This is a genomic window from Streptomyces gossypii (assembly GCF_025165795.1).
GTDB classification, from domain to species: Bacteria; Actinomycetota; Actinomycetes; order Streptomycetales; family Streptomycetaceae; genus Streptomyces; species Streptomyces gossypii.
This window is the reverse complement of record NZ_JAJAGO010000004.1, coordinates 544,051-568,655: the sequence shown is the minus strand read 5'-3', so window position 1 is coordinate 568,655 and position 24,605 is coordinate 544,051. Positions and strand designations below refer to the sequence as shown.

18 protein-coding genes, 3 pseudogenes and 1 CRISPR repeat array are annotated in these 24,605 nt (G+C 65.3%); of the genes and pseudogenes, 14 read left to right on the top strand and 7 right to left on the bottom strand.

Going from position 1 to position 24,605, the window contains the following annotated elements:
- The 3 genes from LHJ74_RS11660 to LHJ74_RS11650 all read left to right on the top strand — a co-directional run.
- On the top strand, positions 1-4,182 hold a 4,182-nt coding region (locus LHJ74_RS11660), incomplete at its 5' end, for a polymorphic toxin-type HINT domain-containing protein (protein ID WP_260217836.1).
- Positions 4,183-4,202: 20 nt separating this feature from the next.
- Positions 4,203-4,643, top strand: a complete 441-nt coding sequence (locus LHJ74_RS11655; protein WP_260217835.1) for a DUF4259 domain-containing protein — start codon at positions 4,203-4,205, stop codon at positions 4,641-4,643.
- A 329-nt stretch (positions 4,644-4,972) separates the two neighbouring features.
- Positions 4,973-5,260 carry a hypothetical protein gene (locus LHJ74_RS11650; protein ID WP_260217834.1) on the top strand — a complete coding sequence of 96 codons (288 nt, stop codon included), beginning with the start codon at positions 4,973-4,975 and terminating at the stop codon, positions 5,258-5,260.
- Between the two features lie 56 nt (positions 5,261-5,316).
- On the opposite strand, the gene LHJ74_RS11645 is transcribed toward LHJ74_RS11650, so the two are convergent.
- Positions 5,317-5,622 (bottom strand): helix-turn-helix domain-containing protein, encoded by a 306-nt coding sequence (locus LHJ74_RS11645; protein WP_260217833.1) that lies wholly within the window; start codon positions 5,620-5,622, stop codon positions 5,317-5,319.
- A 60-nt stretch (positions 5,623-5,682) separates the two neighbouring features.
- Here LHJ74_RS11645 and LHJ74_RS11640 point away from each other — a divergent pair, with 60 nt between their 5' ends.
- A complete protein-coding gene (locus LHJ74_RS11640; RefSeq protein ID WP_260217832.1) occupies positions 5,683-6,216 on the top strand; it encodes a hypothetical protein in 534 nt (177 codons plus the stop codon).
- Positions 6,217-6,903: 687 nt separating this feature from the next.
- On the opposite strand, the gene LHJ74_RS11635 is transcribed toward LHJ74_RS11640, so the two are convergent.
- A complete protein-coding gene (locus LHJ74_RS11635; RefSeq protein ID WP_260217831.1) occupies positions 6,904-7,062 on the bottom strand; it encodes a hypothetical protein in 159 nt (52 codons plus the stop codon).
- Positions 7,063-7,596: 534 nt separating this feature from the next.
- On the opposite strand from LHJ74_RS11635, the gene LHJ74_RS11630 reads away from it, so the two are divergent.
- On the top strand, positions 7,597-7,812 hold the full coding sequence (locus tag LHJ74_RS11630) for a hypothetical protein (RefSeq protein ID WP_375546727.1): 216 nt from the start codon (positions 7,597-7,599) through the stop codon (positions 7,810-7,812).
- 64 nt (positions 7,813-7,876) lie between these two features.
- Here the strand turns inward: LHJ74_RS11630 and LHJ74_RS11625 are convergent.
- Positions 7,877-8,354, bottom strand: a pseudogene (locus LHJ74_RS11625) (transposase); the annotation flags it as partial.
- Between the two features lie 74 nt (positions 8,355-8,428).
- Between LHJ74_RS11625 and LHJ74_RS11620 the strand changes: the two are divergent.
- The 7 genes and pseudogenes from LHJ74_RS11620 to LHJ74_RS11590 form a co-directional block, all read left to right on the top strand.
- Positions 8,429-9,661, top strand: coding sequence for a recombinase family protein (locus LHJ74_RS11620; RefSeq protein WP_511262218.1), 1,233 nt, complete (start codon positions 8,429-8,431; stop codon positions 9,659-9,661).
- A 977-nt stretch (positions 9,662-10,638) separates the two neighbouring features.
- On the top strand, positions 10,639-12,954 hold the full coding sequence (locus LHJ74_RS11615) for a CRISPR-associated endonuclease Cas3'' (protein WP_311203282.1): 2,316 nt from the start codon (positions 10,639-10,641) through the stop codon (positions 12,952-12,954).
- 631 nt (positions 12,955-13,585) lie between these two features.
- Positions 13,586-14,344, top strand: a complete 759-nt coding sequence (gene cas5c, locus LHJ74_RS11610) for a type I-C CRISPR-associated protein Cas5c (RefSeq protein ID WP_260217828.1) — start codon at positions 13,586-13,588, stop codon at positions 14,342-14,344.
- 3 nt (positions 14,345-14,347) lie between these two features.
- Positions 14,348-16,165 carry a type I-C CRISPR-associated protein Cas8c/Csd1 gene (cas8c, locus tag LHJ74_RS11605; RefSeq protein ID WP_260217827.1) on the top strand — a complete coding sequence of 606 codons (1,818 nt, stop codon included), beginning with the start codon at positions 14,348-14,350 and terminating at the stop codon, positions 16,163-16,165.
- Between the two features lie 65 nt (positions 16,166-16,230).
- Positions 16,231-17,103 (top strand): type I-C CRISPR-associated protein Cas7/Csd2, encoded by an 873-nt coding sequence (gene cas7c, locus LHJ74_RS11600; RefSeq protein ID WP_260217826.1) that lies wholly within the window; start codon positions 16,231-16,233, stop codon positions 17,101-17,103.
- A gap of 56 nt (positions 17,104-17,159) precedes the next feature.
- Positions 17,160-17,774: a CRISPR-associated protein Cas4 gene (gene cas4, locus LHJ74_RS11595; protein WP_260217825.1), complete on the top strand. Its 615-nt coding sequence runs from the start codon at positions 17,160-17,162 to the stop codon at positions 17,772-17,774.
- Positions 17,771-17,989, top strand: a pseudogene (locus LHJ74_RS11590) (CRISPR-associated endonuclease Cas1); the annotation flags it as partial. The gene cas4 and the pseudogene LHJ74_RS11590, both read left to right, overlap by 4 nt.
- 29 nt (positions 17,990-18,018) lie before the next feature.
- Positions 18,019-18,419: a CRISPR direct-repeat array (repeat unit 37 nt; unit sequence GTGGCGGCCGTCCTCCGGGGCGGTCGAGGATCGCAAC).
- Positions 18,420-18,827: 408 nt separating this feature from the next.
- Here LHJ74_RS11590 and LHJ74_RS11585 read toward each other — a convergent pair.
- Both LHJ74_RS11585 and LHJ74_RS34545 read right to left on the bottom strand, forming a co-directional pair.
- Positions 18,828-19,379 carry a hypothetical protein gene (locus LHJ74_RS11585; protein WP_260217824.1) on the bottom strand — a complete coding sequence of 184 codons (552 nt, stop codon included), beginning with the start codon at positions 19,377-19,379 and terminating at the stop codon, positions 18,828-18,830.
- Positions 19,380-19,523: 144 nt separating this feature from the next.
- Positions 19,524-19,731: pseudogene (locus tag LHJ74_RS34545) on the bottom strand (IS701 family transposase); the annotation flags it as partial.
- Between the two features lie 381 nt (positions 19,732-20,112).
- On the opposite strand from LHJ74_RS34545, the gene LHJ74_RS11580 reads away from it, so the two are divergent.
- Positions 20,113-21,153: a DNA-methyltransferase gene (locus tag LHJ74_RS11580; protein WP_260217823.1), complete on the top strand. Its 1,041-nt coding sequence runs from the start codon at positions 20,113-20,115 to the stop codon at positions 21,151-21,153.
- Here the strand turns inward: LHJ74_RS11580 and LHJ74_RS11575 are convergent.
- Positions 21,150-22,076, bottom strand: coding sequence for a NotI family restriction endonuclease (locus tag LHJ74_RS11575; protein WP_260217822.1), 927 nt, complete (start codon positions 22,074-22,076; stop codon positions 21,150-21,152). The two genes, LHJ74_RS11580 and LHJ74_RS11575, sit on opposite strands and share 4 nt — an antisense overlap.
- Positions 22,077-22,338: 262 nt before the next feature.
- Positions 22,339-22,914 (bottom strand): hypothetical protein, encoded by a 576-nt coding sequence (locus LHJ74_RS11570; protein WP_260217821.1) that lies wholly within the window; start codon positions 22,912-22,914, stop codon positions 22,339-22,341.
- Positions 22,915-23,218: 304 nt separating this feature from the next.
- Here LHJ74_RS11570 and LHJ74_RS11565 point away from each other — a divergent pair, with 304 nt between their 5' ends.
- Positions 23,219-24,604, top strand: a complete 1,386-nt coding sequence (locus LHJ74_RS11565; protein ID WP_260217820.1) for an NsdA family TPR-like regulatory protein — start codon at positions 23,219-23,221, stop codon at positions 24,602-24,604.
- The last annotated feature ends 1 nt before the right edge of the window (position 24,605 follow it).

The window sequence follows — 24,605 nt, the reverse complement described above, 5'->3', positions numbered from 1 at the left end:
GCGGGGGACAGCTGGCGGGTCGTCTCCCAGAGCAATACGTACGACACCGTCGCCGGGCGGCTGGTGAAGGTCGACGACTACGGCGACAACTCCACCGGCGGCGACAACCGGTGCACCCGCACCACCTTCGCCACCAACACCGCAATGAACATCCTCGGCCTCCCCTCCCGCGAGGAGACCCTCGCCGTCAAGTGCGACGCCACTCCCGACCGCGCCGAGGACGTCATCACCGACACCCGCACCGCCTACGACGGCGCGGCCTACGGCGCGGCTCCCGCCAAGGGCGACGCCACCGCCACCGCCGTCCTTGAGAAGCACGACGGCACCACGGCCCGCTACCTCGAATCCGACGCGACCTTCGACGGCTACGGCCGCCAGCTCACGGCCACTGATCTGACCGCCGACGTCACGGTGACCGGCAGCGGCACTCCCGCCCGCGACGAGCGTGACGACGGCCGCACCACAACCACCGCCTACAGCCCGGCGAGTGGATTCGCGGCCAAGGTCACCACGACCACACCTCCCGCCGAAAAGGGCGAGGCAACCACTGCTCAGAAGTCCGTCACCGAATTCGAGCCGCATCGGGGCCAGCCGGTCGCGGAAGTCGACACCAACGGCAAACGTACGGAAATGACTCAGGATGCGCTTGGCCGTGCTCGAAAGGTTTGGTTGGCCAACCGGCATACCGCTGGCCTACCGAGCTACCAGTTCACCTACCTCATTGAGGAGGGGAAGCCCGCCGCAGTCGCCACCCGCACCCTGACGCCGGGAGGCACCAACCAGATCGTCTCCTACGCTCTCTACGACGGGTATCTGCGTGAGCGGCAGACCCAGGCACCGGGCCCAGAGGGCGGCCGTCTCCTCAGCGACACCTTCTACGACGAGCGCGGCCTGAAGGTGAAGACCTTCGCCCCGTACTACACCGAAGGCGCCCCGTCCCAGGTGCTCTTCGCGCCTGAGGACGCGCTGAGCGTGGAGACGCAGACCCGGCTGTCCTACGACGGACTGGGCCGGGAGACCGAATCACGGCAGATCGCCGGGAACGGCGATGGCGGCGAAGTCCTTGGCATCACCAAGACGATTCACAACGGCGACCGCACCACCGTCATCCCACCAGAGGGCGGCACCGCCACCACCACCCTCAACGACGCTCGCGACCAGACGACCCAACTGCGTCAACACCACGCCCGCGCACCCGAAGCCGACTACGACACCACCACCTACAGCCACACACCGCGCGGTGAACTGGCCAAGATGACCGACCCCGCGGGCAACGAGTGGACGTACGCCTACGACCAGATGGGTCGCAAGACGGGTACGACGGACCCGGACAAGGGCACCACGGCCACCGCGTACGACGTTCGCGGCAATGTCACATCCAGCACGGACGCCCGCGGCACGAAGCTGGTCAACGTCTACGACGACCTGAACCGTCGCCGCGAACTGCGCGAAGACTCCGCGTCCGGTGAACTGCGTGCGAAATGGGTCTACGACACCATCTTCGGTGCCAAGGGGCACCTTGCGGAGTCGACCCGCTACGTGGACGGCAACGCCTACACCCGCAAGATCAGCAAATACACCAGGCTGTATGAGGTGGAACGGGCGTCGACGACCATTCCCGAATCCGAAGGCGCTCTGGCGGGAACCTATCAGGAAGGCACCTCCCGCTACACGAACGGCCTCGTGCGCGGACGCGACTTCTCCAATGTCGGCAATATCGCGGGCAAGGGATGGAACTACACCTACGAGGACCAGACGCTGCGCCCGATCGCAGCCTTCACTGTCGGAGCGAGGGCGGACGCCACATACTCCTTGACAGGGAAGCCGCTCCAGTACGAACTCGGCGCCGCCGACGGGGCGAAGAAGTCCTGGGTCACCAACACCTACGACTGGGGCACCCAGCGCCTGGAGACCTCGCGGATGGACCGCCAGGACGTGCCCGGTGTCGACCGGCACAACACCTACCGCTACGACCAGGCCGGAAATGTCCAATCGCTCTCGGATGTCTCCCGCGACGGCACCGACACCCAGTGCTTCACCTACGACTACCTGCGCCGTCTGACCGAAGCGTGGACGGAAGCGAACAAGGCCTGCGCTGCAGCGCCCGCCGAGGCCACCGTGGGCGGGCCCGCCCCCTACTGGCACTCCTACACCTACGACAAGGCGGGCAACCGGCTCACCGAAACCCAGCACGACCCGGCCGGAAACCTCTCCCAGGACACCAAGCGCGCTTACACCTACCCCGAGCCGGGCAGCCCGCAGCCGCACACCCTCGCCTCCGTCACCCGCACCGGGCCCACCGGCTCGGCGAAGGACACCTACGGCTACGACGAAACCGGCAACACCACCACCCGCACGCTGGGCGGTGACGCGCAGAAGCTGACCTGGGGCGCGGAAGGCCGCCTCGCCAAGGTCACCGAACCGGTCGAGGGCGGTGAGGACAAGACCACCGAGTACGTCTACGACGCCGAAGGCAACCGCCTCATTTCCCGGACTGCGGACGGAGACACGTTCCACTGGGGTGACCACACCGAAGTCACCGTGGCCAAGGGCTCCTCCACGCTCAAGGCCACGCGCTATATCCCGCTTGGCGGCGGCCACCAGGCAGTGCTGGCGGACGACGGCACCTGGACGATCACTGTCGCCGACCACCATGGCACCGGCCAACTCGCCATCGACGCCGCCAGCCTGGACTTGACCGCCCAGCGCCGCACTCTGCCATTCGGCGGCTCGCGTGGCGCGGAACCGGTCTCCTGGCCGACCGCCCGCGGGTTCGTCGGCGGCATCGACGACACCAAGGACACCGGCCTCACCCACTTGGGCGCCCGCGAGTACGACCTCGCCACCGGCCGCTTCATCTCCGTCGACCCGCTCATGGATCTCACCGACCCTCAACAGATCCACGGCTACACCTACGGCAACAACAACCCGCTGACCTACAGCGACCCCACCGGGAAGATGTTCGCCGGCAACGACGGAATGGGCTACGGGGTCGTCCTCGATGCCAACGGAAAGGGCCGCCTCTCCAACGACGGCCCCCCTCGCAAAAAGACCTGGGGAGGTAACCCCCTCACGGGCGGCACTCAATATCAAATGACCCAGGCCAAGGCGTCCGGAAGATGGCTTCCGCCTAAGTACTACAAGACGAAATACAGTGTGCAGCACGGGTACACCGAGACCCAGTACACGCCCGCCACACCGAAGAAGGCTCGCGGCCTTCTCGGCACCGCTAAGGTCGTCGGCTCCCTCTTCTTCGACCCCGGCGCCTGGAAAGGCTGCATAGGAAGTTTCGAAGGAACTTCCTGCCTCGCCGCCGCCGGCGACATTCCCGCCCTCAAGTGGCTCAAGGGCCTCAAGGGACTCAAGGGGGGCAAGCCCGGGCGCGCGGGCAAGAAGGCAGCCAAGGAGTGCAGCCACAGCTTCATCCCTGGCACCCAAGTCCTCCTCGCCGACGGCACTCGCAAGGACATCGAGGACGTCCAGCTCGGTGACAAGGTCCTGGTCACCGACCCCGAGACCGGTAAGACCACCACCCGTGAAGTCGTCGCCACCATCGTCACCGAGGACGACAAGCACTTCACCGACCTCACCATCACCACCGAGGACGGCCCCGCCTCCCTCATCTCCACCACCACCCACCCCTTCTGGTCCCCCTCACAGAACAAGTGGGTCAACGCCGGCGACCTCACCGCGGGCATGACCCTCCACACCCCCGACGGCGACACCGTCACCCTCACCGCCACCCGCCTCTTCACCAAGCACCAGCGCACCCACGACCTCACCATCAACAACACCCACACGTACTATGTGCTGGCGGGGGACACCCCGGTCCTGGTTCACAACTCAAATTGTGGGCCGGGTACGAAGTTTGATGCGCCGACCGGGCCAGGCATCTACACCATTCACCTCAATGACGGAACGAAGTATGTCGGAAGCTCAACGTCGAGCATTAGAGAACGAGTGAATAAGTCGATGCGATCCAAACATGCGGTCCGCAAGGCCGGATACACATCGGATGACGTGGTGAACGTCACCTACTTCACTCTGCCTGCCGGGACAAGCAAGACGGCGATCCGCCGCATGGAACAGACCATGATGGAGGGCGTTAAGGCGAGAGGTGGAACTCTCCTTAACCGAAGAGACCCAGAGATCGAAGTTCCAATCGGCGGATTCCTACCGTAAGCCTCTAACTGGAGTTAGTGATGGGAACCTGGGGTTCAGGTCCGTTCGACAGCGACACGGCTGAGGACTTCCTCGATGAGCTGGAAGAACAGTCGGCTCCGCAGCGGCTAGCGGTCGTGCAGAGCACATTCCGTTCCGCTGTTGAGGGGAGTGGGAGCTCCCCTTCCTCGGTACTGCCAGAGGAGGTGATGGCTGCTGCGGCGGTGGTTGCGGCAAATATCTCTGCTGGGCACTCTCTGACTTGGAACGAGGAATATCCGGGCATCACAGAATGGCTAGCGAAACCAATCGCGCAGGCCCTGGCAGCATCTGCCGTCCAAGCGCTGGAAGTGGCATTGCCCGCAGACGGTTGGTTCTGGCGAAGCTGGGTTGATACTGAGGAGAGATCTGAGGCCCAGGCTGCGATTGACCGCTTGCAGTCTGTGTTGCGCCCCGTCAGTGCAGGTGAATCCGATAACTGATCTTTGATATCGAGGTCAGGCCCGCATGCGACTGAAGAGCCCACCGAAATCCTATTTCGGTGGGCTCTTCAGCCTTTTGACGGCAATGTCAGCGGACGACGGCTGCGGTGGGCGGATCGTCCGTCGTATCGATAGTTGATCGAGGAGCACGAGGCGAAACTCCGGGATTACCTAGCGAACCCGGACGCCTACGACACCAAGGGTTTCCTGAAGAATGCACCTAATGAAGAGGTTCGTCAGCGAATAATCGACGGGCGGGCCAGGCATCTGAGGAAGGAAGTACAAACCTTCCATGAAAACATCGCGAAAATTTCAGGGAGTGTTTGCTGATGGTCGAGATTCCAGTGGACAAGCTCAAAGGTGTCTTCGACTTGCTCATGGAACGGATCGAGGCCGGTGAGCAGGTGTTGGAAATCGATAAAGAGGCATTCTGGTCCGTACCTCGAGATCAGGCTTATGAAGTCTACAGCGAGCCGCGAGATCTTACGATCGGTATGCTTTCTGAGTCGTGGGGTCACCTGGAAGATATGCTCTCCGAGCCTGACCGTGTTGTGGGGCATGGTTTCGTTTGGCTCTCCGAGGTTCTTCGTGCCATCGGTGACGAAACAGCGCCCTGAGGCGGTCTTCCAGAAATAAATTGAGAAGAAGGAAGGCTGAACGGGTCTCCGGCTGGCTATGACGCCGAGTAGTGGTACCTAAATTCCGCCAGCAAACCCCAAAGCCCCGCCAGGCGTCCTGGCGGGGCTTCTGAGAGGGCGGTTCGTGAGCTTTTGAGTGGTTCTGTCGTCGCTTGATGGGTGGCTTCTTCGGTGGCGGTGCGGTTGAAGGTGAGGCCCATATCGGCGGCAAGCACGGACACGGTGCGCTGGGCACGGCCGAGGCGGCGGGCAATATCGTTGCGGCCCAGGCCCTCAGCGTGAAGGCTGCGGAGTTTGGTGCGCTCGTCAGCGGTGACCGGATTGCCGTACTGGTTGGTCATGGTCAGCTCCCGACGGGTTGCGCTCTTGGTCTGAAGTGATCGGACTGGGAGTCTCGCGCCATGCAGATGACAGAGGCTTTCGCAGCAACGGTCGCGGCAGTGGCTCCGGTTGTTGTGCTCGTAGGCGTGGTGGAGATGGATCAACGCCGGAGGATCGTTCACGAGTCGGCACGCGCCAACGGCGAGCCCTTTTTCGCCGTCTTCGAGGATCTTCCCGCCCGGCCAACACCTGAACAGATAGCAATCACGCGTGCTCGGCTCGAAGCGCTGCCGCTTCCACATGGGCCAGTCGGACCAGCGCGGGGCAACATTCTGGTGCGCGCCTATGCGATGGGAGTCGCATGGGCTGTTGTGGTGTTCGCGCTCTGTGGAGCCGAGTTTCTCGCGCTTATCTGGCTTGCTCGCCCCGAGGGCAAGCCGGAGGCCGGGCATGCCGTGTTCTGTTTGACGAGTCTCACCGTCGGTATGTTCTGGGTCGTGCTGCTCCCGCTGGCACGCCTGTTGTGGGCACCTATTCAACCGATGCTTCATGCTGAGCGTGAGATCAAACGCCTCGAAGAGCTGGAAGAACACGTAGACCGTCAGGCGCCGTGACATGTGTGAGGCCCGCACTGGGCGGGCCTGTTGTGCCTGGGCATGCCAGGCGTGAGGCCAGTGTGCGGCTGATCAGCCGGATGTGCAACTACGGGTATGGGAGGGACGGGGCCTGCCCCTCCCCGGCGGGCTGGCGACCTGAATCTGCTGGATGAGCCCTGAGTTGACACTTCCTTGTCCCGGTCATGCTGAGCCGCGATATCGTGACGGTGCATTGCCTCGTGCCCCACTGCTCCGCTGGTCAGTAGACCGGTAGGCCAGCGGTGGTCTCCCTGTCGGGAGGCCGGATCCACCGGTCAGACAGGAGGTGGTGAAGGATGCCGGAACCCGACGAGGGGGATAGCCCAGGTCACCAGGACCGACGTCAGTACCAGTCGCCCAACTGGCGGCAGTTACTCGCGGACGCTCTGGTGCTACTGGCGCTGGACGTCATCCGGCAGGTGGTAGCGCACCACCTGTAGGGTGCGGCACATGCACACCCGCCGAAGTGCCGGACGGATTGCTGAACCAAGCGAGCCCGGCCGGGTAGTGATCGGCCGGGCTCATCATGTGTCGAAACGGCGGTCCTGGGTTGTGGTCCCGGGGCCGCCATCCCGTTGCTGGAAGGGGGTGACACCCTCTTCCAGCATTCACTAATTTACCAGCTTTGGGCCGGATCGGTCCTGCTTCTAGCGTCGGTCGAACGTGTCATACATCGTCCTCACCAGGGAGTTTGGTACAGCCGCTGGTCTTCGCGCTGTACTCGCGGGAGTGGCCGGAGTCGGTCTCAGGCGCGGTCGATCCGGGCGTCGGGTAGCCGATGGTGACGTGGCAGCACGTCCGCAACATCAGGGCCATGGTGATCACGCGGACTCCCAGTCGTGGTCGGTGGCGAGGTTGGTGATCCGTTCGGCGAGTCGGTGCAGCTGCTGCGCTCGATTGCGTCGGGCGCGCCGGGGTGCGCCAGGAGTTCGGCGACGCACGACAGGGGCGCGCGGAGGTAGGTGCGGGTGTGCGCCACGTGGCGTGGGTCGCGGTGAACAGTGTCCGGGTCGAGGTTGCGGAGTTCGTCGGCGGCGCGAACGGCGCCTTGGTGTGCGCCGGGTAAGGCCTGCAACTGTGGGACGAACGCCACCGGTTGCGCCGTACGTGGGAGGGCTCGCTCGTCGTGGCGCGCGCCAGGTGCGCCACCCGGCACGGTGTCGTTAGCGCCGTCGCGCGCCAGGGTATCGAGGTCGCGGCGCACGGTGTCCCTGCCAATGCCGAGCTGGGCGGTGATGGCGCGGTGGCTCATGCCCCGGTGCGCCAGTTGGCGCGCCGGGCGGCGCGGACTGGGGCTCACGGTTGGCGTCGGTCTTGGGTATCGGCGTAGTCGTCCACGAACACGGCCACACCGACCCGGTGTCCTCGGTGGCGTTCAGCCCTGACGGGAAAACCCTCGCCACCAGCAGCGCCGACTACGACGTGCTGTTGTGGGATCCGGCCCTTCCTGATGTGGCCGAAGCCAGCAAACGAATGTGTCGAGCCGTTGGTCGGCCCTTCAGCCGGCAGGAACGCTCTGACTACCTACGAGGGCAGACAACCAAGCTAGTTTGTCCAGAACCTGCGGGGCGTTGAATACGCCCTGCCCAGCCCCTCAATGCCCGCTACCGGTGCGCGACCCTGGCCTCGACCTTTCATGTGGGCCGCCGGTGGTGTTGGTGGCGAACGCGGTGAGTCGCAGTCCGTCGGCGTCGGTGAACCGCAACTGGGCGCCGGGGTGTGAACGTTCTTTGCGGACGATCAGCCGCATTCCCTTCGGCCAGCCCTTCATTACGTCACCGTCGAGCTCGGCGACCCATACACCGTCACGGATGTCCCCGCCCAGTTCGATGGCCCCGCGGTCCAGGCTGTGGCGGAACCCTGCCGACGGCCTGGTGGATGGCGTCGGTGACGGTCATGCCCACCAAGTAGGACAGCCGCCTTCCCCGCTGGGCGAGCCAGCCGACGAACTCGTGAGTGCCGCCGGCGGAGTCGGTGCGGATCAGCGTGTGGCGTCCACGCCGATACTCCTTTCGACAGCTGGGCCAGGACGAGCTGAGGGCGGTGATGTGGTCGGTCGCGGTGTTGCCGCCCGCGTTCCCGGGCTTGAGGAGGGCGGCCACCGGCTCTCCGGTTCCATCCCATTCCCGCACGCCGCGCTGAGGGGCGCACCAAACACCGGCTTGTCCCCGACCCGGTGCAGGGCCCTGCGGTGACGGAGATCTTCCGGCTTCGTGTGCTGGAGAGGCTCGGCTACCGGCAGATCGCCGCCCGTCTCGACCGGGAGCCGGTCACCTACCCGGCCCCTATTGCCAACCGCGCCGGGGTGAGCGTCGGGCACTGGACCGTCCAAGCCGTGCGCGGCATCCTGGAGAACCCCAAATACACCGGTTACCAGGTCTGGAACAGAAGAGCCCGCAAGGGCGGAGGCAACAAGGCCAACCCGGTCTCGGAGTGGGAGTGGTCGCCGCGCCCTGTGCATGAGCCCCTCGTCAGGCGTGAGGTCTTCGACACCGCGTGGGCAGGGCGGGGGAGCCGCAAGGGGTCGAGAGACGGCGTCGCCCTCAACGCCCACCCGGACACACGCCGTACCTACAAGCTCCGCTCGTATGTGCACTGCGGGGTCTGCGAGCGTCGTATGACCGGCAAGACCAGCAAGGGGCTCTCCTCCTACGTCTGCTACAAGGACGAGGCCCGCCGCAGCACCGCCGACTGGTTCGACCAGCATCCCAAAGCGCTGTGGGTGAGCGAGAAGATCCTCGTGGAGGCCGTCCACCAGTTCTTCGGCGACCGGGTCTTCGGTCCGCAGCGAAGCTGGCACCTTCAAGCCCAACTCGCCGCGACACACCCCGACCACACAAGCGAGACCGGGAAGGCGGACCCGGCGGGAAGACTCCGGGAGAAGATCAAGCAGATCGAACGACAACAAGAACGTCTGCTCGACCAGCTTGCCGGAGAAGATCACGGCGACCCCGAGACGACCAAACGCTTCCGCCAGGGAATCCGTGAACGCTTCGACCGGCTCGACCGTGAACGTCGCGCCCGGCTCGCCGACGCCGAGAAGCACCGGCCCGCACCCGGGCCGACGGCCCAGAACCCTGGGCTGCTCGATACGCTGCCGCAGCTGGGCACCCGTCTGGCCGATATCCCTGACGCGCTCCAGCGCACGGTCTACGACGCGTTCCAGCTGAAGGTCCGCTATCTCCGGCCCTGCCGGGAGATCGAGATTCAGGTGACCGTGTCGGCGGCCACCGCCGACGATCTGGCGCGTCTCACCACACAGACGCTGACGGCCGGGGCGGACGGCACCGGCGTTGACCAGCCATGCTTTGTGTGCCCCCGGCAGGGCACCAGACAGATGGGAACGGTCGCCGACCATGGCCTCTGGGGTCACGGGTCACGATTGAGTCCAGTCTGTACCGGTGACCTGGCTCCCGGCTGCTGACCACAGGTTCGAGTCCTGGGCAGGAGCCACCAAGCATGGCTGGTCAGCCACACGGCGTTGATCTGCGTATCTGTTGCACCATGACGGTCGCGGGGCGGACCGGATTGGTTCCGTTGGGACCGGGAAGGGTCGCCGGTCTATCCGGTACCCGGTGAGGGGTGTGGAAGTAGCGATCGTCGGCCGTCCAGCAGGACGGCCGCCACAAGACCGGCCGTCTGACGGGCACGGTGCCCGTGCCGTTGCGATCCTCGGCCGTCCGGAAGGACGGCCGCCACCGGGATGTCATGCCGTGATCGGTGGTCAGGGCCGGGAGGTTGCGATCCTCGGCCGCCCGAAGGACGGCCGCCACCTCCGGCGTCTGGAGCAGCTGCGCGCCTCCGAGGGCGTTGCAATCCTCGGCCGTCCGGTGGCACGGCCGCCACTCGCCACCGACATTCCCTGGCCCGACCACACACCCTGTTGCGATCCTCGGCCGTCCGGAGGGAGCCGCCACGCCAGGACAGGTCGCCGTTGATGTTGCCGTTGTGGGTGTTGCGATCCTCGGCCGTCCGGAAGGACGGCCGCCACATCGGGGGTGTCAAGACGTGGACACACAACCCGTCGGAGTTGCGATCCTCGGCCGTCCGGAGGGACGGCCGCCACAACCTGGTGCGCGTGATGAAGGACCGCGCCGGGGAGTTGCGATCCTCGGCCGTCCGGAAGGACGGCCGCCACCCTGGTTGAGCAGCACAGATACCGCGTCGGCGAAACCGTTCACGTCTGCCGAGCGGCGACATACGGGAGGAGGTGGACATTTTCCTTCGGTGTTGTGTGCGTGTCGCGTGTGCACTTGGGGTTCCGAAGCGGGGCTGGCTCAGGGCTGAACCTGTCCGGTCAGGGTAACCGCTGGGGCATTGTGCGTCTCTGATGTGTCGGTATCGCGGGCCGTTGTCAGTGCCTGCGTGTAGGTTCCCGGTCTACAGCAGTTTGCGCAAAAGGTGCGCTCTGAGCTGGGGGGATTCGTCGTGCCTGTCCGGGAGTTGTATGCGCACAGCCGCAGCGGCGTGTCCGGGAGTCGGCATGCGCTGGAGGATCATCTGCGTGGTTCTGCCGCCCTGGCTCGAGGGTTCGGACAGGTATTCGGTGCGGGGGAGTTAGCCGGCTACCTTGCGCTGATTCACGATGTCGGTAAGGGCACCTGCTCGTGGCGCGACAAACTGCTCCACGTTGAGGGGCAAGGCGGCGGCAGGGTGGGTATTCCGCACAAGCACGCGGGAACGGTGCTCGCTGACAGATACACGCAGTTGGCGTTCGGCGCGGTGGTCTTCGGGCACCACGGCGGCCTGCCCGGCATGGAGAAACTCAAGTCCGAACTGGTGAAGGCACTGCCGGGCGGTGAGTATGCGGAGTCCGTCGGGGAAGCCATCCGTGCCGTCGAAGAGCTGATCCCGCAGATCCACCCGGAGCACAGGCTGGTGGTGCCCTCTTGGTTGACGGATCTGTCCAAGAAGGAGGGCCGTCTGGGCCTGGACCTGTTGGTGCGCATGCTCTACAGCTGCGTGGTGGATGCCGACTTCCTCGACACCTCCGCACATTTCGAGGCCACCGCTGCGCGGGTCCGGGCGCCGGCAGACATGGCAGCGCTGCTGGAGCGCTACGAGATGCGGCGGGCGAAGATGCTGGCCGGCAGGCAGCTGTCACCGGTGGACGGACTGCGCCAGTCGGTCTACGAACAGGCCTGCGCCGCGTCCTCCGGTCCGCCTGGTGTGTATGTGCTGCACGTTCCCACCGGCGGGGCCAAGACGCTGGCCGCGGGCGGGTTCGCGCTGCGGCATGCGGCTGCGCATGGCAAGCAGCGGGTGGTGCTCGCGGTTCCCTACATCTCGATCACCGAGCAGAACGCGGCTGTCTACCGTGACCTGCTCGACCCGGATCCCGGATCCGATGAGCAGGCTGTCGTGCTGGAGCACCACAGCGCGGTGGACCTCGACGCCGAGGAGGCTTCGGCGGGGCTGACACCCAAGCAGCGCGAGGAGTTGAAGGCGCGGGCGCATGCCGCCAAGCTGGCTGCGGAGAACTGGGACGCCCCGTTCGTGGTGACCACCACGGTGCGGTTGTTCGAATCGCTGTTCTCGCACAAGCCCTCTCCTATGCGGCGCCTGCACAACCTGGCTGGTTCCGTGGTCGTTTTGGACGAGGTCCAGGCGTTGCCGGACCGTCTGCTTGTCCCGATCCTGAGCGGGCTGCGCGGGCTGGCCGACCACTTCGGCGTCACCGTGCTGCTGGCCTCCGCGACCCAGCCCTCGTTCTGGGAACTCCAGAAGTGGGAGGGCTTGGAGAGGCGGGCCGTGATCGAGGACCCGTCCCAGCTCTTCGACGCGTTGGCCCGGGTCTCCTACGAGTGGCGGATGGAGGAGGACGTCACCTTGGAGGGCATCGCGGCGAAGGCGGCCGCGTTCCCGCAGGTTCTGACGGTGGTGGGCACCACCAAGGACGCCGCCCGGTTTCACCGGCATCTGGGGCACCACGCGGCCGAGGGCTCCTTGCTGCACCTATCGACTCGCATGACCGGCGGCCACCGCCGCGAAGTCATTGCCGCGGTCAAAGAGCTGCTTGCCGGGGGAGCGGCGGTGCAAGTCGTCTCCACGAGCCTGATCGAGGCCGGAGTGGATCTCGACTTCCCCCGGGTGTACCGGGCATGGGCACCGGCCGAGTCCTTGCAGCAGGCGGCAGGCCGCTGCAACCGCGATGGTCGCCTCCCGGCAGGAACGGTGGTCATCTTCCGGCCCGCGGACGGCCACACTCCCCGCAGCAGTGAATACGACGCCGCACTCCAGGCCAGCGAGACCTACTTCGGCCCCGGCCGGGCGTTCCCCGACGATCTGGGGGCGCTGGAGGGCTACTACCGGCTCCGGTACCACCTTCAGCAAGGCGGCCCGGACTCCGGCCTGGGCGCGGAGCTTGAAGACCTACGCCGCAAACTCGACTTTCCCGCAGTCGACCGCGCCTTCCAGATGATCGACGACGGGCTCAGCACACCGGTGGTCGTCATCCGTCACGAGGAAGACCGGGAAGCGATCGAAAAGGCCGTCGGACAGCTCCGGGATCCCTACCGTCCCTGCGGGCCGGAGGTCCTGCGCAGCCTCCAGCAGCACACCGCGTCCCTTCCGCGTTATGAAGCCGACGCGGCCCTGCGCAGCGGCCTCGCCGAGCCGGTCACCGGCGATCTCCTCCTGTGGTGCGGGGCTTACCACCACCAGCGCGGCCTGGATCCGGACGAACCGGAGGACCGGCAGTCATACGCCGTGATGTAAACCCGTGGCCGCCTGCAAACCCAGCGACCGCCCCCGATCGGGTCAGCATGCATGTAACCATGGCGCTGGAAGCGGAGATCCAGGCTTCCTGGCGGTTCGCCACGCAACTACGTGGGGACCGAGGATCGCAACAACGACTCCGATTGGTTGCTTCGTAGCACGTTGGGGATCCAAATCGTGGGGCCGTGGAGTGATCCACGGCCCCACGTCTACGTCTGGGTCCGCCATCCCGCGTATTCGGAGACTGACAACTGTGGAGAGTGCCTGCCCTGCCCAAGCAGCGCTCCAGACTGGAATCTCAAGGTCTTGAAGTACCAGTCAGTCTCCTTGAAGAAGGGTTGCTCATGTTGTTGTCCATCACCCACCCCGACTCAGCCCCGGTGACAATCGCGGTCGTGATCGTGATCGTCCTGCTGGTCCGAAGCGGACTCTTCCGGCTCCGCTTCCGGCTCGGCTGATCGCGGGTTGCGGGCCAGCAGACAAGGGACAACACCTCCCGCTGCAGGTGAGAGCCAGTTGTCAGTGGCGGGTCCTACTGTCTGTGGTCTTCGGTATCCGTAAGTGACACAACTGGTCGGCCCCGCGAGCTACGCGGGGCCGACCACAGAAGAAGAGAGGGGAAGCCGGAGTGATGACAGGTACGAGCACGCGGCCCGGGCGGGCTGAACGGCGCGGGAACGGAGGGTGGGCGTTCCCGGAGCTCGTGGTGGAGGTGGCCGGCCCGCTGGCCTGCTTCACCCGGCCGGAGTTGAAGGTGGAGCGGGTCTCCTATCCGGTGATGCCGCCCTCTGCCGCGGTCGGCCTGCTGGAGGCCGTCTTCTGGAAGCCCGAATTCCGCTATGTGGTCACCGCGATCGAGGTCCTCCAGCCGGTCGAGTGGCTCTCTGTCCGCCGCAACGAGGTGAAGTCGGTCATCTCCGCGCAAGAGGTGACGGCGCTGCGCAGGGATCCGGGACGTCGCTACGACGTGGAGAAGGACCGCGACCAGCGCAACGCCATGCTGCTGCGCGATGTCGCCTACCGGATTCGCACGCAGATCCTCATGGCAGACCACGCGCGCGATGTGCCGGAGGAGAAATACCGGGAGCAGCTTCGCCGCCGCGTGGAGAAGGGGGCGTGCTTCTCGCAGCCCTTCCTGGGCTGCCGGGAGTTCAGCGCTTCGTTCGGGCCCCTCAGCGAGGCTGCCCCGATCGCGCGGGATGAGGAGCTGGGCGTGATGCTGCACTCCATCGTCTACCGCAAGGACGGGGCAGAGGAGTACCGCTGGTTCCGCGCGCAGCTGCGCCAGGGCGTGATGGAGATCCCGATGGCACCGCTGGGCGCCGCCCAGGTGGCCATGCCCTCCGGCTCCGCGTGGCGGGCGGACGGCCCGGGCCCGGGCGGTGAATAGAGGATGCTGCTGCACCGCCTCATCGAGTACGCAGCCCGTGCTGAGGAAGAGGAGAAGCTGCCACCGGCCTACTACCGCCCCAAGCGCATCCACTGGGCACTGCGGGTGGAAGCCGACGGCTCCGCAGCCTCACTGATCGACCGGCGTGTGCCCAAGGGCTCCAAGGACAAGCCGCTGCAGACCAACGCGCCCTACGCCTACCGGTCGGGCAGAACACCGCCCCCCTACCTGTGCGTGGACACCGCGCAATACGTCCTCGGCGTGCCCAAACCCGCCGCTGATGGAACCGTGAGCGAGAAGGCGGCCACCGAGGCACAACGCCGCCGAGGCGAGTACGCGGCCATGCTGCTCGCCTGGGCCGAAACCGCGCCGAAGGAGCCCGCGGCCCGCGCCGTGCACACCTTTCTCACCTCCCACCAGCTGGCCCGCATCACGGTGCCCGAAGACCTCGCCTACAGCGACAACATCGCCGTGATGGACCACACCGGCAAGTGGCTCCACCTCCTCCCCTCACTCCAGGAGAGCTGGGCGGCGACCGTCCGCGAACGCAAGTCCGGCAGCGGCAAAACCGGGCTGTGCCTGGTGTGCGGCAAAGACGGAGAACTGCTGGCCACGGTGCCCGAGTCCATCCGCTCTGGTTCGATCCCCACCACGGGACTGGGCCGGGACGCCCAACTGGTCAGCATCAATGCCGCAGCCCAAGGCCGCGGCGGCACACTCCAACTGACGAACACCCCGGTGTGCGAACGCTGCGGCTCCCGGATGATGGCCGCGCTCAACCTCCTGCTGGCCGACCGCAACCACCGCCGCCGCACCACCGACACCGTCACCGCGTGGTGGACCCGCGAGCCGGTCGACGCACTCTTCGAATCCCTCGACGACCCCACCGAAGCCACCGTCGCCCACCTGGTCGACTCCCTGCACGAAAACCCCGACCCGGCAGCCGCCGAGCGCCTCGACACCAACGCCTACTACGCCCTCACCCTGGGACTGAACAACGCCAGAGCCGTCATCCTCGACTGGCTCGACATCCCCGTGGGCCGCCTCCGCAACCACCTCGGAGCCTGGTTCGAGCACCACAAAGTCTTCGACGGCTGGGAAAACACCTACCGCCACCTGCCTCTGTGGCACCTCGCCCTGGCAACCGGCCGCTGGGACGGGAAAGCCGGCAAATACGTCACAGGCAGCGCCCCCCACGGCATGGAGAAGGACCTGCTGCGAGCCGCGCTCACCCGCGGCGCCGTCCCAGCCCGCCTGCTCCCGCACCTGCTGCAACGCCTCCGCGCCGACCGCCGCGTGGACGCCCCGCGCATCGCCCTGCTCCGCCTCCTGCTCCACCCCGACCGAAGGGACCCCCAGGTGACCGGCCCCGCCCCGCACTTGGACGACTCCAACCACGACCCCGGCTACCTGTGCGGCCGGACCTTCGCCGTACTGGAAGCCATCCAGCGCTCGGCGCTGCCCGACATCAACACCACCATCGGTGACAAGTTCTTCGGCACCGCCATGACCGCACCCGCCGCCGTCCTGACCAACCTGCGCATCGGTGCCAACGGACACCTCAAGCGGCTCCGCCGCGACAAGCGCGGCACCTACTACGCCCTGGACACGCGCCTCTCCCAAGCCTTCGCCGACCTCGCCGCCCTGGAGGAGGGCATCCCGCTCCTGCTGACCACACGCCAGCAGGCATGGTTCGTCCTCGGCTACGAGCAGCAAAGAGCCGCGGACAACGCAGCCCGCGCCGCGCACAAGAAGCGCAAAGAACAAGACCAGGGCAGCGACGCCGACACCACCGGGGACCAGCCTGACACGAACGAATAACACCCCGGAAGCCCCCCGCGCCCCCGCAGCCAGCACCTTCGAGACACTCCAGGAGCACACACGCCATGACCGCCCCGCACCTCGACCCCAACCGCAAGATCGACTTCGCCTTCCTCATCGAAGCCCGGGACAGCAACCCCAACGGAGACCCCGACGCGGGCGGCATGCCCCGCACCGACCCCGTCTCCGGCCAGGGCCTGATCACCGACGTCGCACTCAAGCGGAAGATCCGCAACACCATCAGCCTGCTCAACGAAGAAGAAAAGCAGCCCGGCTACGACATCTACGTCGAAGCCGGGGTCGCCCTCAACGCCCAGCACGAGCGCGCCTACGCCCCCGACGCACTCGGCAGCGATGCCTCCCAACTCGACGCCCAGCAGTGGATGTGCACCACCTTCTTCGACGTCCGCATGTTCGGCGCGGTCATGACCACCGGCAAGAAAGGCCGCCAGGCAGGCCGCGTCCGCGGCCCCCTCCAGCTGACGTTCTCCCGCTCCGTCGACCCCATCACCCCGCTGGAATACGGCATCACCCGCGTCACCCCGACAAAGCAGGAAGACGTCGACAGCGGCAAGGTCACCGAGATGGGCTCCAAACACATCGTCCCCTACGGCCTCTACCTCGGAGAAGGCCACTTCAGCGCCCCCCTGGCCTCCCGCACCGGCGTCACCAGCACCGACCTGAAAATGTTCTGGCGGGCCTTCACGCTCATGTTCGACCACGACCGGGCCGCCGCCCGCGGCGAGCTCAACCTCCGCGGCCTGTATGTGTTCACCCACGACGACAAGTACGGCCAGGCGCCCGCCCGCCAGCTCCTGGACCGGGTCACGGTCAAGGGCCCCGGAGACGCGACCGCCCGCTCCTACCGTGACTACCAAGTCGAGGTCAACGACACCGACCTGCCCTCAGGAGTCGCCCTCACCCGCCTCATCGGGTGACCGCCCCCACCACTCCAAGCACACAGGACGCCCTCCCACAGGTTTCCCTCTCCGCTTTGGAGCACTACGCCTACTGCCCCCGGCAATGCGGGCTGATTTTGCTGGAAGACGCCTTCACCGACGACGCCGCCACAGTCCGCGGAACCCTCATGCACCAACGCGTCGACACCCCCGGCAACCGAGGCCGCGGCACCGTACGCACCCTCCACGCCCTGCCCGTCTGGCACGACGGCTACGGGCTGACCGGCATCTGCGACACCGTCGAGCTCCACAAGGACGGCCTCATCCTGCCCGTCGAGCACAAGTCCGGCCGCTACCACCCCAGCGGGCCGGCCGACGTGCAAGCCGCAGCACAAGCCATGTGCCTGGAAGAGATGTTCCAGCGCCCGGTACCCGAAGCTGTGATCTACTCAGCCGCCGATCGACGACGCCACCCGGTCACCGTCGACGCAAACCTACGCAAACATGTACTCCAACTCACCGACGCGGTACGCACGCTGCTCACCACCAGCCGACTCCCCGCACCGGCCGCCGACAAGCGCTGCCGACATTGCTCCATGGCCATCGGCTGTATGCCCAAAGTCCTCGCAAGCACCGACCGCTACCAGCGCGCCCTCACCAACCTCTACCACCTCGACGACCGCGATGAGCCCCAGGACAACGACGCGTGAGCACCGAACTCCTCAACACCCTCTACGTTCAGACCCAAGGCGCCCACCTGCGCCTGGAACAGGACTCCATCTGCGTCCACCTGCCCGACACCCCCGGCAACAAAAGGCTCCCCCTGCGCCGCCTGGACAGCATCGTCGTCTACGGGCACATCAACCTCTCCACCGAACTCATCACCCGCTGTGCCCTCGACAACCGCTCCGTCACGTGGATGAGCCGCTCAGGCCGCTACCTCGCACGCCCCGAGTGGCGGCCGTCCTCCGGGGCGGTCGAGGATCGCAACTCCCACGCCTCCGGGCGCGCTGCCGCCTCCCGGACGTGTGGCGGCCGTCCTCCGGGGCGGTCGAGGATCGCAACGACCGGGCTGCGCTCGCCAGCGAGACGGCGCTCGCCCGTGGCGGCCGTCCTCCGGGGCGGTCGAGGATCGCAACGCTTCGGTCCCGCAGGTGTCGCCGTACCCGTGCGGGTGGCGGCCGTCCTCCGGGGCGGTCGAGGATCGCAACATCGAGACGTTCCAGCAGCACATCGACCTCACCGGCGGTGGCGGCCGTCCTCCGGGGCGGTCGAGGATCGCAACTTCGCCGAACGTTGCGCAGCTGCTCGCGCGAAGGTAGCGGCCGTCCTCCGGGGCGGTCGAGGATCGCAACGAGAACACCCGCAAGGTCGTTGTACCCGAGAGCGCGCGTGACGGCCGTCCTCCGGGCGGTCGAGGATCGCAACCTGAAAGGTGAGCACGCTTTGCCCCCTACTCCTGTCCTGTGGCGGCCGTCCTCCGGGCGGTCGAGGATCGCAACGTGATGAGGACGTCTCCGGCGCCGTAGGTGGAGCCGGGTGGCGGTCGTCCTCCGGGGCGGTCGAGGATCGCAACTACGGTTTCGACGTGATCAACCTCGGCGATGGCGACGAGTGGCGGCTGTGTCGCTGACTGCTCGCACGAACGCCTCCGCCGCCTGCCCTCACGGGTGGGCGGCGGGTTCGCGTTCGTCATGTCTAAGGGCTGTCCCACAAAGATCTCGGCTCTGAGTGCGGAGCAGCCTGAAAAGCTGGCGAGGTGCTCACCCAGTGGTTTGTGAGGTGTCCAGAGACTGGGCGAAGCCGGCGAGCGTGTGGAAGTCGTTCCCCCGTAGGCCGATCCGCGGGTTGACGTGGTGGAGGAGCCCGGGCCCTTGGTGGTGGGCGGCCACGTATGTCTGATCCAACTCGCTCTGCTCGTCGTCCACCCAGGCGAAAGGACGGCCGCCTGCGTAGTCCACCAGTCGTCCGGTCTTCCAGTGGACTCCATCAGGGCGTTTCTGAAGTAGGGCGTCGCCGAAGTCGACGAAGGGAAGTTCCGGGAGGCCGAGGACCGGTGCGATCCACCGGTTGGCGTCGTCCATCCATGTGGTAGCCCAGCACAGCTCGAAGCCGAGCCGGAGCAGGATTCGTCCGTGCTCCGGGTTGAGCCAGACCCGCAGAGGGCGTCGTCGGGACGATAGGCCCGCCTCGTCCTGAAGCGCGTCGTTCCGGGGAACCCTGAGTGTGGTGTAGCCGTCGGGACGCCTCTCCGGCTGGGCCGCGTAAGGGTTGAGCGGCCCGTCCACGTCGAGGAACAGCAGCGGTCGGTTCACGATTTCCCCCGGTCTTGCGCACTGTGGACTGCCCTGATCAGCGTAGCCGTGGGACTTTCTCGGCATTGAGCCAGCCTGAGTGATGATCGATGTGGCGAGTGTGATCACGGCATCGGAGCCGTCCTGTAACCCCATTCGCGGGGTTGGGTTCCAGCAAGCACGGCCGAGTAAGTGCTGCAACCCCGTCGGCGTGCTGTGCCCCGCATACTCGGCCAGGTGCCAGCCATTCTTCCGGCCCACCTGGCCAGCGCACATAGGCGCGCATCCGCCACCGCAGATCCACCCGGCTGAACCGGTGACCGATCCGCACGAATACTTCTTCCAGTTCCGCCGACCAGACACCAGGCTGCACATTGTCCCGCACCACCAGTACAACGGCCCGCCGCACCAGAGGTCACGAACTCACCACACATGACGAGTCATCAGCCCACTACATTCAGTAAAAGACTCCTGACCAGCAACGATAGCGATCTACAACTGGAGTATTAGTTCGTAGGGAAGCGGGTGGCTTGGCGCTCATAGAAGTCGTAATTCGTGAAGTGTTGGTGTGTGTCGAGCAATTATTTTTCCCTTTTTCGGTCCCGTGTTGGGGATAGATGCGTTTACTCCCGCGGGAGACGCTTCACATTTCGGGTTCGTGAATCTTGAATGACGTGCTTCCGGAGTGTACTTTTTCTCGACGCGTCAATGTTTGATAACCTTGGCTCAGTGATATATACTCAGGCCGACATGCGTGAACGTCTCGACGAAACCATTTAATCTGAGGCAGGATATGGAAGCTTCTCAAGATATTACGCCTCCTCTGCAAGGTAACTTGACGGAGGTGCACGAGGGGGATGCCTTCGACCTTATGGGTAAGCTTCCTGCTGAATCAGTTGACCTGATTATTACTTCCCCGCCGTACTGGGGACTTCGTACCTACGGGCTCGACCACAACGAGGAAATCCTGAGAGAGTGGGAGGCCGAAGGTGGCAGCAAGGAGGTTTCGCCCTCTTATGATTGGTACAGGCTTCACGGTGGCTGCCTTGGGCTTGAGCCGCTTCCGGAGTGGTATGTGAGCAATCTTGTTGAGATTTTTCAGCGGAGTGCTCCTGCTTTGAAGCCGGGTGGAAGTATGTGGATCAACATTGGCGACACCTATTTCGCCAGGTGGTCGAGTATCCGCTTTGACGGTCGCCAAGGGCTGGGTGACAACCCAAGGATGCGCAGGAAGACGCCGATGGGTGGATTCCGTCAAGAGAAGCAGTTGCTGTTGATCCCGGCACGATTCGCCATCGCCATGCAAGCGGAGCGATGGATTCTTCGTAACGATGTCATTTGGGAGAAGCGGAACGTGCCGCCACGTCCTGAGAAGGATCGACTGCGGATCGCACATGAACACTTCTTCCACTTCGTGAAGCGTCCGAAAGAGGGGCGAGCAAAATACTACTACGACATGTCCGCAGTGGAAGAGGGTGCTCGGGATGTCGTCAGAGTGAATGCTGCGCCCGGGTCAGACGGCCACTCGGCGACCTTCCCTGTGAAGCTGATCGAGCCGCGAATCCTGAGCTCATGCCCTCCAGGTGGGCTGGTGCTGGACCCGTTCTGTGGCACGGGACGATCTCTCGCTGTCGCCGTCAAGAACGGACGCCGAGGCATGGGGTTCGAGATCACCTCTAACTTTTCCGCGGCAGCGCGTGCGAACGTGACTAACCGACAGTTCGCTACGGCGGCTGAAGATGAGGTGGATCTACCTAAGCAAGACCAGAGGGACTCGCAGTCGCATCTATTCTAGAGATTGAACAGGTTTGTTTGGGTGGGTGCTGTCTTAACCTTCTTCCTTACCTTGGCGACAAAGTCTTTGCGCAGGGCACTGCTATCGCCGCTCGTGGTCATGGCTTCGAGGTAGTTTGGCAGAGTTGTCCTTATGGTCTCGATCATGTCAAGGCGGAGTTTTCCGGTCGAGTCGAGAGCGCCGCTGTAGTCAAACCCGGAAAACGTGATGTCCCAAGGTGATCCTGCCTCGACCGGGGCGAAGTTGATTCGCGACCGGAGCTGTTGCAGGATGCTGTGCTGCATCACCACATAAAGCGGCACATCTATCTGCTTGAGGTATTCGCCTTTCACGGCTACCTGAGTGCCGAGTCGCTTGTACACGTTGCCGGTGTTCACGCCAAAATCCACTGTGTCGCGACGCCCTTTGCGTTCGGCTTCGGCAGTGAAATATGCGCGCCAATTTTCGACATCGTCTGCTTCCCAGGCTTTCCATGCGGGCCCAACTCCACCGCCACGGAGGTCAATTGCCTGAGTCTCGATCGCGATGAGACTCGTCCCATTCGGTGCGGACGGGTCGTCCGTGAAAGCGACATAGTCGATGTTGAGCCTCGGGGTGAGCGTTGCCGCTACCTCAGACACGAGAGTCGCTTGGCGGTCTCCGAAGAAGTCGGTCACGGCCCATTCGACGGGCGGACCATCGAGCCGGTGGTCGCAGACGGCGTAGGTACGTTGCTGGCCGGCATTCCATTTGGCCGCATAGGTAACTGAGCAGTAGCCGAAGCCGTACTGACGTTGCTTCTCGCACAGGCCGCCTGCGAAGGGGCAGATTTTCTCGGCCCACGCCTTGGTAGCTGAGGGGGAATCGCTGTCGTGCGGAAAGCCGAAGGCTTCGACGATGGGGAAGATGGTTCCTCGTCCGTGTTGACCTGTGCTCTGCGTCATCGGGACATGCTATCGGTGGCGGTGGAGTGGGCGACGCGTTTGTATGGCTGGCGTGCTCATGGTATCGCAGCGCAGCGTAGTGAGTTGGGATGGGCTCCGACACCTGCGAAGGTGCTGGAGCGTGGCGAGCGGAGGTGTCCCGCCCAGTTTCTGACCTACAGCTGCTGGGTGATGTCTTCTCCGCAACTCCCAGAAGATCGCGGACAGCACGGTCATCTTCTCCGGGGGCTGGGAAGCGGGTGGCGTCAGGTCGGGCTGCTGCTCAGCGTCCGAGGCCGTAGCGGTTGAGGCGTGAGCGGGCGTCCTTCTCGATCAGCCCGAGCCCTTTTGCGATTGTTTCCCAGGACATGTCATCGGCCTGGGCGCCGTAGGCGGCCTCCCGGCCGATGTGTGCGATAGTCCGCTCCAGCACGGCTGCGGCCTTCAGGGCGGCGAGCGGCGAGTCCACCACGAGAGCGTCCAGTCTGGTCTCCAGGCGATCCAGCAGTTCCTCCATCTCGTCGGGGAGGGGCACAGTGTGATGCTCGACGTTGGCAATGTGCTCACTCCAGTCCCCGCGCGGGCCTGAGGTATCCACGTCGTATGGGTAGTTGCCCAGTTGGGACCAGTCGATCGGATACTGGGGCGCGCCCCGCCAGCCGCACGAACACGAGGCTCGTAGCTGTGTCGCTTCGGGTCGGCCCAACTTGCCGTTATACGCCCACCATTCGCTGGTTTGGAGCATGTAAGCACTGCTCCCGGCATCCAGGTACACCGGTTTGGGCTCGGTGCCATCGGCCAGGACCGCTCCTGTGATGCCCTCGTGGGATGACCCGAACTCCACGGTCTTCCATCCCATGCCTGCTCCTTCGCCTGAAGCTGCCGACGTCTCGGCCCCCAGCATGACCGAGTTGAGGAGGCGGCGACCGGCAAAACGCTCAACTCGGTCACGTCGCAGATCCCATGGCCCGCGGCCCTGCGGTCGACCCGTCTCCGTGCGAGCGAGGTGTTCCGGTACCGGGGTGTCCTTCGCTACCCGCAGGTCGGTCGACAGCCCAACGCTCGCTGGCGTGCACCGAAGACGGCACCGTCTTCCGGATCGGCGTAAAGGTTCTCCGGTGCTGGGCTGGCACGGAGGGTAATCGGCGGGGCATCATGAGTACATGCGCGCCACTCCCGAGACCAGCTCCGCCAACGGGGCACTGCTGACTGCGCTTGAGGAGTGTGGATGCTCCAACGCCGCGCTGGCCCGCAAAGTGAACGGTCTAGCGGCTCGTCAGGGTGTCGTAACCCGCTACACGAAGGCGTCGGTGACGCGCTGGTGCCAGGGTGTGCAGCCGCGTGGTCGCGGGGCGGAGTTCATCGCTGCCGCCCTCTCTGGTTTGCTCGGGCGCACGGTCTCTCCTGCTGATGTCGGTTACGCGGTTGAGCCGGGAAGGCCCGTTGCCACTCGAGCTGTCGATTACGGTGATGATGTGGGTGAAACACTGCATACGCTTTCGGATCTCGGCACGGCAGATATCTCCCGTCGGAGTCTGCTGGGCGCTGTCCCCTTTGTCGCGGCGTCGCTGACGGACACGCAGCGCAGTTGGCTGCTGTGGCTCTTGGAGGATGAAGAGGCCCCTTCGCTGAGCGTGGTAGCCGAATCTGGTCCGGTCGAACAAGTGCAGGCCATGATCGGCATGTTCGACGAGATGGACAACCGCTTCGGTGGCGGTGGGGTGCGCACCAGTATTGTGCATTACCTCAGCAGTACCGTCGTGCCGATGCTCCAGCGGCCCGGACTCCCTCCCCACCAGCGGCGGCAGCTGTTCACGGCCGGGGCCAAGCTGGCTGCCATGGCGGGCTGGAGTTCCTACGATTCTGCGGATTACGGACTCGCTGAGAGATACATGATCCAGGGTCTTCGCCTGTGCGCTGAGGGCGGCGATCGAGTACTGGGGGGTCAGATCCTGGCTGGACTCTCCCACTTGGCGACCAACCTGGGGCACCCTGGCGAGGGAGTTCCTCTCGCACGCGCTGGGATCGCCACGGTCAGAAGGTCGGGCAGCCCCATGGGGCTGATGCGGCTCTACGCCATGGCGGCACGCGGGCACGCGGCCCTCGGCCAGGGACGGCAAGCGACAGCCGCTCTGCAGTCGGCTGACAAAGCCCTTCAAGCCAGCGCGGGGTCGAATCAGGAATCACCTTGGACTCGCTTTCTCGACCATCACTACCTGGAAGCCGAAGCCGCTCTGTGTCACCGCGATCTGGGCGAGGCCCGAGCAGCGGAGCGGTTGGCCGCAGCTTCGGTGACCGCCAATGGTGACCGGCGACGGCGACAGGCCATCAGCAGGTCAGTCGTGGCTACGGCGTTGCTCCAGCAGAACGAACTGGAGCACGCCATCGAAACGGCCGGGCAGGCCCTCACCCAGCTCAGCGGTGTCCGCTCCGAGCGCTCCGTGCAGGCCCTGCGGGACTTCCGGAGCCGACTGGAGCCTCACAGAGGTGAGGCCGTTGTGCGCGACTTCGAACGGCAGGCGCTGCCGCTGCTCGGCGCGGCTGCTTGAG

Bases quoted from the DNA above. Each gene is read 5' to 3' on its own strand.
- cas5c (WP_260217828.1), top strand. From the start codon at position 13,586: ATGACAGGTACGAGCACGCGGCCCGGGCGGGCTGAACGGCGCGGGAAC.
- LHJ74_RS11575 (WP_260217822.1), bottom strand. From the start codon at position 22,076: ATGACGCAGAGCACAGGTCAACACGGACGAGGAACCATCTTCCCCATC.
- cas8c (WP_260217827.1), top strand. From the start codon at position 14,348: ATGCTGCTGCACCGCCTCATCGAGTACGCAGCCCGTGCTGAGGAAGAG.
- LHJ74_RS11640 (WP_260217832.1), top strand. From the start codon at position 5,683: ATGCAGATGACAGAGGCTTTCGCAGCAACGGTCGCGGCAGTGGCTCCG.
- LHJ74_RS11565 (WP_260217820.1), top strand. From the start codon at position 23,219: ATGCGCGCCACTCCCGAGACCAGCTCCGCCAACGGGGCACTGCTGACT.
- LHJ74_RS11570 (WP_260217821.1), bottom strand. From the start codon at position 22,914: ATGGGATGGAAGACCGTGGAGTTCGGGTCATCCCACGAGGGCATCACA.
- LHJ74_RS11655 (WP_260217835.1), top strand. From the start codon at position 4,203: ATGGGAACCTGGGGTTCAGGTCCGTTCGACAGCGACACGGCTGAGGAC.
- LHJ74_RS11645 (WP_260217833.1), bottom strand. From the start codon at position 5,622: ATGACCAACCAGTACGGCAATCCGGTCACCGCTGACGAGCGCACCAAA.
- LHJ74_RS11650 (WP_260217834.1), top strand. From the start codon at position 4,973: ATGGTCGAGATTCCAGTGGACAAGCTCAAAGGTGTCTTCGACTTGCTC.
- cas7c (WP_260217826.1), top strand. From the start codon at position 16,231: ATGACCGCCCCGCACCTCGACCCCAACCGCAAGATCGACTTCGCCTTC.